Consider the following 9,295-nt stretch of genomic DNA (forward strand, 5'->3'; position numbering starts at 1 on the left):
CGCTACCCTTGGACCCATCATGTTCAAGCCTTCACCCAGGGTCGTCGCCGCCTTGCGGGAGCGAGTCTCTCAGGCCGCGCTCGACGCCGAACTCGCCAGGAAACGTCCCGATCTGACGGGGCTCCTGCTGACGGCGGCTGCCGATGCAGCGCCTCTGGGCCGGGACCTGACCGCGGCCGTCTGCCGGGCTGGCTGCGGCCTTCTCGGGCAACGCCACCCGGGTGCGAGTATCGAGGTTCGGGTGCCGCCCTATGCCGCTGTGCAGATCGGTTTCGGATCGGGGCCACAGCACACGCGCGGAACGCCGCCGAACGTCGTGGAGATGACCCCCGAAACGTTCATCGACCTGGCCCTCGGACGGCTCGCCTGGGAGGATGCGACGGTGCGGGCCAGCGGGGTGCACGCCGACGAGGTCGCGCGCGCCTTCCCGCTCACATCACGCGGATGTGACGCTCAAGTTCCCACGGCGTGACCTGGCGTCGGTAGGCGGCGAACTCGTCGAGTTTGTTGCGCAGGAAGTAGCCGTAGACATGCTCGCCGAGCGTGTCTGCCACGAGTTCGGACTCCTCCATCAGATGGATGGCCTCGTCCAGGTTGTGGGGCAGTTCACGGATCCCGAGCGCCTTGCGCTCCCGGCCGCTGAGCCGCCAAGCCTCCTGCTCCAACTCCGGGGGCAGCGGGTACTCCTCCTCTATGCCCTTGAGGCCCGCGTTAAGCATCACGGCGTAGGCGAGGTACGGGTTGACCGCGGGATCGACTGCGCGGTATTCGACGCGGGCCGATGAGGTCTTCCCGGGCGTGAACTGCGGGATCCGCACCAGCGCCGAACGATCGGCGCGCCCCCAGCAGGCGAACTGCGGGGCCTCGGAGCCGCTGACCAGCCGCTTGTACGAGTTGACCCACTGGTTCGTGACCGCGGTGATCTCGGGTGCGTGCCTGAGCAGGCCAGCGACGAAGTGCTTGGCGGTCCTCGACAGGTTGTAGGGGTCGCTGGCGTCGTAGAACGCGTTGGTGTCGCCTTCGAACAGCGACATATGGGTGTGCATGCCGCTGCCAGCGAAGTCCGAGAAGGGCTTCGGCATGAAGGTGGCGTGGATCCCCTGACTGACTGCGACCTCGCGAACCACGACGCGGAACGTCGTCACGTTGTCGGCCATGGTCAAGGCATCCGCGTAACGCAGGTCGATCTCGTGCTGGCCGGGCGCCGCCTCGTGGTGGCTGAACTCGACGGAGATACCCATCTGCTCCAGCATCGTGATGGCATCCCGACGGAAGTCGGTGCCGTCGCCAAGTGTGGTGTGGTCGAAGTAACCACCGTCGTCGAGCGGCTCCGGCGGCTGTAGGTGGCGCAGCAGGAAAAACTCGATCTCGGGGTGGATGTAGAACGTGAAGCCCATGTCGCTGGCCTTCTGCATCGCGCGCTTCAGCACGAATCTGGGGTCGGCGAAACTGGGTGACCCGTCGGGCAGTTTGATGTCGCAGAACATGCGCGCGGTGGAACGGCCGCCCTGTCGCCACGGCAGCACCTGGTATGTGGAGGGGTCTGGATGTGCCACGAGGTCGGATTCGTAGATCCGGGAGAACCCTTCGATGGCGGAGCCGTCGAAGCCGACGCCCTCGGCGATGGCCCCCTCCACCTCCGCGGGGGCGATGGCCACGGACTTCAGCGTCCCCAGCACGTCGGTGAACCAGAGCCTCACGAATCGGATACCGCGCTCCTCCATGGAGCGTAGGACGAACTCAGTCTGCCTATCCATGCGCGCCAGTTTGCCCGCCGGATGTTACAGCCGCGTGACGAACCGTCGAGCGGAACTACCCGACCTGCGATCTTCGACGGTTGCCAGCGGTTACCAACGGGGGCCGTGGTCGCGTCGGGCCTTGAGCACTATCGCGGGTTCGATCCCAATTTGAACGTGAAAACGGATCGTTTCGGCAATCGACCTCCGGATAGTGCTCAACGTCAAGACCGGCCGAGCGGTACGTCGTGACGGCGTCGGGTGGGTTTGGCCGTTACCAGCGACCGTCGACGGTCATCAGCGGTTCGTCGCAGTTACCAGCGGTTCGTCGCGGACACCTGCCTAATGGCGCGTCACCTGCCGTATTCCTCTGGTGTCCAGCTATTTCGCTGGTGTCGGGGCAACTTCGCTGGTGTCCAGCTATTTCGCTGGTGTCGGGGGGCGCTGTCGGATGGAGGTGTCGGGATCCTGGGTCGTTGGGGGCCTGGGTCCTTGGGGGCCGTGGTCGCGTCGGGCCTTGAGCACTATCGCGGGTTCGATCCCAATTTGAACGTGAAAACGGGTCGTCTCGGCAATCGACTTCCGGATAGTGCTCAACGTCAAGACCGCGCCGAGCGGTTCGTCGTGACCGCGTCGTCGGGTGGGATTGGCCGTTACCAGCGATCTTCGACGATCACCAGCGGTTCGTCGCAATTACCAGCCGTTCGTCGCAGTTGCCAGCCGTTCGTCGCAGTTGCCAGCCGTTCGTCGCAGACACCAACGGTTCGTCGCGGACACCTGCGGTTCGTCGCGGACACCTGCCTAATGGCGCGTCACCTGCCGTATTCCTCTGGTGTCCAGCTATTTCGCTGGTGTCGGGGAAACTCCGCTGGTGTCCAGCTATTTCGCTGGTGTCCGCGCCCACGGAGCCCGACGCATAGTTGGACACCAGGCTCCAGATCAAGAAGCGCTTCGGCAGCGACCTAGACTGATCCGCATGGCACGGCCGGGCTGGTACGCAGATCCCACGGCGCCCGACGGTCGGCGCTACTGGGACGGTCAACGCTGGATGGACACGTCCGCCCCGCGGAAGCCGTCCAACACCTGGCTGTGGCTAGGGATCACCCTGGTGGTGGTGGCCAGCCTCGTCGTCGGCCTGATCCTGTGGCCGAGTGGCGGCAACGTGTTCGGCGCCACCCCCGAAGACCCCCGAAGCTCCAAGCCGACGGGCAAACAGTGGGACGAGCGGGTCCCGAGCGAGACGCCGTCGCCGACCCCGGTCGAGACCGGCTTCGGTGAATCCATCACTTGCCCGTACGCCGACTCCACGCCCAACAGCGAGGTGGTCGACGGCCGCCTGAGCGCAGGCGGGCTGTCGATCGAGGCTCCCGGCGGCAAGTGGGTCGAGCAGCCCGCCTGGATCTCCTGGATGTGGGACGACAACTCGATGATCCGCTCGATCGCGCCAGGCTGGATCAGCAACGTCAACCTCGGCCACATCCGCGTCTCCGACGGGTTCTCCTCCTCGCTGCCCCGGGCCGCGGAGGAGTTCATGAGCTGCATGGCCAGTTCAGGCATGTTCGACGGCTTCGAGCGACGTGAACGCCTGCGAAGTGAGGACTACAACGTCGACGGCAGGATCGGGTGGCGCCTCACCTCCAACATCTACGTCACCAACCAACTGTTTCAGGGCATCGAGGGCGACACCGTCGACCTGGTGCTCATCCCCACCGACGACAAGAACCGGATCGCGGTCTATGTGACCTGCGCAACCATCGACCTGGCCGACAACCAGGCCGAGGCGCAGCGCATGCTGGAGAGCCTCCGCTGGGACGGCTGAGTAGACTTGATCGTCGTGAACCCCATCGTCCCCCACACCGTCACCGCCATGCGTGATGTTCCGCGCTCGATCGAGCGCCCGCACTACGTAGGCAAACCCGCCCCGCAGCCCTACACCGGTTCCGATGTGCAGAGCGACGACGTGATCGAGCGGATGCGGGTGGCCGGTCGGATCGGGCACAACGCGATGATGGAGGCTTCGAAGGCGATCGCGCCGGGAGTCACCACCGACGAGCTCGACCGGGTCGCGCACGAATACATGCTCGACCACGGCGCCTACCCGTCCTCGCTCGGCTACCGGGGCTTCCCCAAGTCGATCTGCACGTCGGTCAACGAAGTCATCTGTCACGGGATCCCCGACCTGCGGCCACTCGAGGACGGCGACCTCGTCAAGATCGACTGCACCGCGTTCAAGGACGGGGTACACGGCGACAACTGTGCCACCTTCTTCTGCGGCGACGTCGACGAGGAGTCACGGCTCCTGGCCGAACGCACAAGGGAGGCGATGAACCGCGCCATCCGGGCGGTGAAACCGGGTCGTCCGATCTCGGTGATCGGGCGCGTCATCGAGTCCTACGCGAAACGGTTCGGCTACGGCGTGGTGCGCGACTACACCGGCCACGGGGTCCACACGTCCTTCCATTCCGGGCTGGTGATCTTCCACTACGACGAGCCGCGCCTGAGCACGGCCATCCAGCCGGGGATGACGTTCACGATCGAGCCGATGTTGACTCTCGGCACGCATGAGACCGAGGTCTGGGACGACGACTGGACGGTCGTCACCGCCGACGGTTCGAGGTGCGCCCAGTTCGAGCAGACCCTGGTCGTCACGCGTGACGGCGCGGAGATCCTGACGGCACCTTGAACGGTGGCTGACTTCCCATCGCCCGCCGCTTCGGAATGGCCGAAGGGTTGGCGATAAGGTATGCCGGTGTTTTCCGCCCCACGCCACGTTTCGAGCCACCTCACGATCGAGGTCGTCAGCACCGCCGATCTCATCTTCTCCGTCGCTGTCAGCGATGAATATCCGGAGATCGACGAGACCCTCACCTTCCGCGTCGGCGATGTCGAACTGGAGGCCGAGGAGGTGGTCGCGCCGACCGGTGCCCGACTGCACCGGATCAGGGAGACGCCCGTCGGCCTTCTCGATGTCGACTACCGGGCCACGGTGTCGGCCCCAGCACCTCCGGCGCCGCTTCTCGGCATCGACGAGATCGCTTACACACGACCTTCCCGCTACTGCGATTCGGACCGGTTGGCCAACCTCAGCGCAACCCACTTCGCGGGCCTGACAGGCCTTGAGCTGGTCGCCGCCACCCGCGACTGGGTCAACACCAAGATCGCCTACCTGATCGGTTCGAGTCGGAGCATCGACGGGGCACTCGACACCTACCTGAACCGCTCTGGCGTGTGCCGCGACTTCGCCCACCTTGTGATCGCCTTCCTGCGTGGCCTGAACCTGCCCGCGCGTTTCGTGTCGGTATACGCGCCCGGGTTGAGCCCGATGGACTTCCACGCCGCGGCCGAGGCCTACGTCGACGGCGCATGGCGGCTCATCGACGCCACCGGTTTGGCTCCGCGGGATTCGATGGTGCGGATCTGCACCGGGCGGGACGCGTCCGACACGGCATTCATGACCACGCTGGGAGGGTTCACGAACCTGAAGTGGATGCAGGTCAGTGCCTGGGTCGACGGCCAACTGCCCGAGGACGATGGCCTCCGGCAGGTCGCGCTCAGGTGAGGGGATCTGCCCACTGCAGCCGCAGTCGGCTGGCCTCTGGCAGCGACTCCCCCTCCATCGGGATGACGTCGACGCCGACGCTCAGCTCAGAGGTTGGCGCTTCCGTTTCAACCAACCCCCGCAGAGGGCTGACGTCGGCGAAATCGCGTCCCCATGCCGTCACGAGGTAGCGGGAGTCGGCGAACTGGCCGTTGGTGGGGTCGATGTCGATCCAGGCCCCGTTGGGTGCCAGCACCGAGATCCAGGCATGTGAGGCGTCAGAGCCTTCCAGCTTCTCCCGACCGGCAGGCGCGACGGTCTCCAGGTACCCCGAGACGTAGCGCGCCGGAATACCCAGGCCGCGCAGGACCGCGATACCGACGTGCGCGAAGTCCTGACAGACGCCGGCACGGAGGGCGAGCACCTCGTCGACCGTGGTGCGCGTCGACGTCACACCGGGCCGGTAGTCGAAGTCGCGCCAGATGCCACGCGTCAGCTCACCGAGAGCCTGCCCGAAACCGAGTTCTGCAGCGATGATCGTGTCGGCGTAGTCCATGACCTCAGCCGTGGGGACGACGTGGTGGCTCGGCAGCCCGAAGACGGCCCTTTCCATCCGTAGCGCCGGGTTGTCGGCGATGACCCGTTGGGCGCTGGAGAGGCTCCACCGGTCGAGCGACTCGACGTCGACGGGCGGCCATTCTACGTCGATGACGGATTCCTTCACGACGCTGAAACGGGTGTGGGGAAAGTGGATCTCGAAGTATTGGCTGTGATTGCCGAAGATGTCGATGTGTCTGGTCAGAAGCAACGGGGCCGGTTCGATTGCGACGGCGTGGGCGACTACGCGCTGGCTCCCGGTGTCGCGCGGTGCAAGGACCCCACGCTGATGGCTTCTCGTTACCGCCGACGGATACGTGTACTCCGTCTTGTGTCGGACGAAGTAGCGGCGCGCGGTCAGGTTCTCCTGGCGTTGTCTCACCGTCGACCCCCTGCCGGGGTCCAGCCGGTGACGACCGCGCGACGCGTGCCGACCCGGGTGAGGTGGGTCCGGGCCAGTTCGTCTGCGATGCCCCGCACCGCGACGCGGTGCCCTGCGAGTGCGGCCGCGAGACGGGCCCGGTCCTCATCGAATGCGGCGGCCACGTCCATGTCGCTGACGGTACGCGCCAGCCTTTCCACCCGGTCCGAGAGGGTATCGTCCCCGATCAGGAGCAGATCCCCGCGTAGCCGGTCGAGTTGGAACGCGACAGATCGCGGATTGGCGGCGTCGGCGACCAGGAGGTGGGTGACGGCCGCGCCGGGCCGCCGTCGAGCTGCGCCGGAGGCGGCGAGGCGCCGCTTGGTGATCAGCGACTCCCCGATCTCCGCTACGGCATCGGCGAGTTGCTGTTCCACGACTGCCGCCCGCTCCCTGCCGAGGGTGTGTTCGAGCAGCGCCAGCGTGCGCTGCGCACGCTCGATGCGCATGCCCGCGTCGATGAAGGCCCAGGTGGCATCCCTGGTGAGGCTTTCGGCGTTGATCCCCGCGAGTGCCAGGGTCGAGGCGACCATCGCGTCGAGCGCCCCGGCCAGGTCGCGTCGGCTCTTCGCCCCCTCTACAAGCTCGTCGAGTCGCCCGAGGACGTGCCAGATGTCATCCGACATCAGGTCGGGCACTTCGTGCGCGGCTGCGCTCAACCTTCGGACGGAGTGGGCCAGGGACCCCCTCAGCTCACCGTCGGTGACCGCCGAGCGAATCCGTTCCCGGGCCGATGTGGCTTCACCGCTGCCCAAGTCGACCGCGAGGATCCTTTCTGCCGCTTCCAGCACCGCCGTGAGCACCTGTGCCCCGCGCGTGCCTGGGCGGTGCCCGTGATCCTGCGCGAGGTCGAGGGCGCGGCGCAACAGCCGGGCACTGCTGTCTGCCCGCTCGGCGTACCTGCCGAGCCACACCAGGTTGTCGGCGATCCTCGGCGCGACCTGGCTGGGCCGCGACGCCGTGAGCGAGTCGGCGTCGTAGGTCGACTGCCAGGTCTCGGCCGCGTCGTCGGGATCCATCACCCAAACGTCCTTTGACAGTGTGAACTGGCCCCGTCCGAGCAGGAATCCGTCGTCGGTGGCCACCCGCGCCAGACCGCCGGGAAGAAGCTGGTAGCCTCCCTCGGTCTGGACCCCGAACGTCCGCAGTGCCAACCGACGTGGAACGAGGCCATCTCCGGTCACGACGGGCGCGGTGGAGAGCGGGAGGGGCTCTTGTGCGCACCATGCCCATGGCCGGGCCTTGATGCGGGCCGAGAGTTCGGCCCGCTGCGCGGCGGTCAACTCCCAGCCGGGGATCGCCGTCGGACCGGGGCCCCTGTCGATGGGTTTGATGAGCAACCCTTGGAGGTTGGCGAGGGCATGGCTCAAGGAAACTGCGTCGCCGCACCACCAGGTGGTCGCCGACGGCAGGATGAGATCCTCGCCGAGGAGTTGCCGCGTGAGGGTCGGCAGGAGCCCAACGATGGCTGGGTTCTCCAACACCCCGGCCCCGAGCGGGTTGACGTTTACGACGTTGCCAAGCCTGGTGGCCTCCAGAAGACCCGCGACCCCGGCGCCCGGATCGCCCCGGAACTCGAGAGGGTCGCCCGACCCTGAATCGACGCGGCGCAGGATCACATCGACCAGCCCCCGACCGTCCGGTGAGTCGATCCAGACCTGCCCGTCACGGATGACTAGGTCTTCGGCCTCGACGAGCGCGTAGCCGAGCAGGGTGGCGATGAAGCCCTGCTCGTAGGCGGTCGGAGCTTTGGCGCCGGACCACAGCAGCACGCCTTTGGGGGTGTGTCCGCGACGCGGTGCCAGTTGTTGGAGCGTGGCCCGCATGGCGGCAAAGTACGAACGGAGTCGTGCCGGTCTGGCGTTCAGGTGGAGTTCGCCCATGACGCGGGAGGTGAGTCGCCTGTTTGCCATGGCGTACCCGGCGCCTGCGGGGGCCTCGGTGCGGTCGCCCAGCACCGTCCAGGCGCCGGACGGGTCACGCCCGAGGTCGCACGCCACCAGGGGCAGCCAGTCCTCACGGGGCGTGGGGATCCCTGAGGCCGGTGGGAGGAATCCCTGGTGCCCCCATACGATCTGGGGCGGGACCGCGCCCGAGGCGAGCAGGCGTTGCTCGCCGTAGATGTCGGCCAGCAGCATCCCGAGCACTCTGGCCCGCTGCGCAAGACCGGCAGCCAGCCTCTCCCACTCCGCGGAGGTGAGGATGAGCGGGAGCGGGTCGATGCTCCAGTTCCGGCCGTGCGCACCGTAGAGGATGCCCTCGTCTCGCACGAGGAGGGCCAGCTCCGCGCGCGCCGCGGCCAGGCCGTCGGCACCCAGCTCCGAGATCGCATCGGCCAGCAGGACCTGTTCGGGCCTGAGCCCGGTCGCGGCCGTCAGCTCGTCTCGCCCATCGATCTTGGCGCGATAGGCGGCCAGTGCGGTACTCGCAGTCGCCTCGGCAGTCACGGCGGCCAGCCTAGCGCTTCGCGTCATCTGCCAACCCCCGCTAGAATCGGTCGCGGACGAGACGGCCAGATGATCGCGGCTGGAGACAGCTGAGGAAAGTCCGGACTCCGAAGAGCAGGGTGGTGGGTAACGCCCACCCGGGGTGACCCGCGGGAAAGTGCCACAGAAAACAAACCGCCTGGCGACAGGTAAGGGTGAAACGGTGGTGTAAGAGACCACCAGCACCCCAGGTGACTGGGGTGGCTAGGTAAACCCCACCCGGAGCAAGACCAAGAAGGTCGACCCCAGGGTCGGCCGCGGACGCCGCTTGAGCGCTGCTCGCGCGAGGCGTCCGGGTAGGTTGCATGAGCGCGTCGGCAACGGCGGGCCTCAGATAGATGATCATCCGTCGACAGAATCCGGCTTACCGGCCGTCTCGTCCCCCACTCGGCCCCGAAAATCGACCAGTGGTCGATTCTGGCTGGTCTGGTGTCGAGTATGGGCCAATGCCCTGCCGACGCCGTCCGGGCGCGGGTCCCCGAACCCCGAACCGGCCCCCGAAAATCGGCCAGTGGTC

Annotated in this window: 7 protein-coding genes and 1 other RNA gene; 5 read left to right on the plus strand and 3 right to left on the minus strand. The window is 66.9% G+C overall.

What is annotated here, in order from left to right; genetic code table 11:
- Positions 1-19: 19 nt before the first annotated feature.
- On the plus strand, positions 20-472 hold the full coding sequence (locus BUC15_RS01590; protein ID WP_073185798.1) for a sterol carrier family protein: 453 nt from the start codon (positions 20-22) through the stop codon (positions 470-472).
- On the opposite strand, the gene BUC15_RS01595 is transcribed toward BUC15_RS01590, so the two are convergent.
- Positions 432-1,724, minus strand: coding sequence for a glutamine synthetase family protein (locus tag BUC15_RS01595; protein ID WP_073185800.1), 1,293 nt, complete (start codon positions 1,722-1,724; stop codon positions 432-434). The two genes, BUC15_RS01590 and BUC15_RS01595, sit on opposite strands and share 41 nt — an antisense overlap.
- Before the next feature lie 988 nt (positions 1,725-2,712).
- Here BUC15_RS01595 and BUC15_RS01600 point away from each other — a divergent pair.
- From BUC15_RS01600 to BUC15_RS01610, 3 genes are all read left to right on the plus strand, one after another.
- Positions 2,713-3,555, plus strand: a complete 843-nt coding sequence (locus BUC15_RS01600; protein ID WP_073185802.1) for a DUF2510 domain-containing protein — start codon at positions 2,713-2,715, stop codon at positions 3,553-3,555.
- A 48-nt stretch (positions 3,556-3,603) separates the two neighbouring features.
- Complete coding sequence (gene map / locus BUC15_RS01605) at positions 3,604-4,419, plus strand: type I methionyl aminopeptidase (protein ID WP_073185830.1); 816 nt, start codon at positions 3,604-3,606, stop codon at positions 4,417-4,419.
- 66 nt (positions 4,420-4,485) lie between these two features.
- Positions 4,486-5,295: a transglutaminase-like domain-containing protein gene (locus tag BUC15_RS01610; protein WP_217652072.1), complete on the plus strand. Its 810-nt coding sequence runs from the start codon at positions 4,486-4,488 to the stop codon at positions 5,293-5,295.
- On the opposite strand, the gene BUC15_RS01615 is transcribed toward BUC15_RS01610, so the two are convergent.
- Both BUC15_RS01615 and BUC15_RS19260 read right to left on the minus strand, forming a co-directional pair.
- The gene (locus BUC15_RS01615; RefSeq protein ID WP_073185815.1) at positions 5,288-6,253 is read right to left on the minus strand and encodes a transglutaminase family protein; all 966 of its coding nucleotides are present in this window, start codon (positions 6,251-6,253) and stop codon (positions 5,288-5,290) included. The genes BUC15_RS01610 and BUC15_RS01615 overlap by 8 nt on opposite strands.
- A complete protein-coding gene (locus tag BUC15_RS19260; RefSeq protein ID WP_175558217.1) occupies positions 6,250-8,739 on the minus strand; it encodes a circularly permuted type 2 ATP-grasp protein in 2,490 nt (829 codons plus the stop codon). The genes BUC15_RS01615 and BUC15_RS19260 overlap by 4 nt, the downstream gene beginning before the upstream one ends.
- Positions 8,740-8,796: 57 nt before the next feature.
- Here BUC15_RS19260 and rnpB point away from each other — a divergent pair.
- Positions 8,797-9,161, plus strand: an RNA gene (rnpB, locus tag BUC15_RS01630) — RNase P RNA component class A.
- Positions 9,162-9,295: the final 134 nt, after the last annotated feature.

Origin of the sequence: Tessaracoccus bendigoensis DSM 12906 (genome assembly GCF_900141915.1) — a bacterium.
GTDB lineage: Bacteria > Actinomycetota > Actinomycetes > Propionibacteriales > Propionibacteriaceae > Arachnia > Arachnia bendigoensis.

What these genes read in the sequence shown, in the direction of transcription:
- BUC15_RS01590 (WP_073185798.1), top strand. Translation starts at nt 20, where the DNA reads ATGTTCAAGCCTTCACCCAGGGTCGTCGCCGCCTTGCGGGAGCGAGTC.
- BUC15_RS01595 (WP_073185800.1), bottom strand. Translation starts at nt 1,724, where the DNA reads ATGGAGGAGCGCGGTATCCGATTCGTGAGGCTCTGGTTCACCGACGTG.
- BUC15_RS01600 (WP_073185802.1), top strand. Translation starts at nt 2,713, where the DNA reads ATGGCACGGCCGGGCTGGTACGCAGATCCCACGGCGCCCGACGGTCGG.
- map (WP_073185830.1), top strand. Translation starts at nt 3,604, where the DNA reads ATGCGTGATGTTCCGCGCTCGATCGAGCGCCCGCACTACGTAGGCAAA.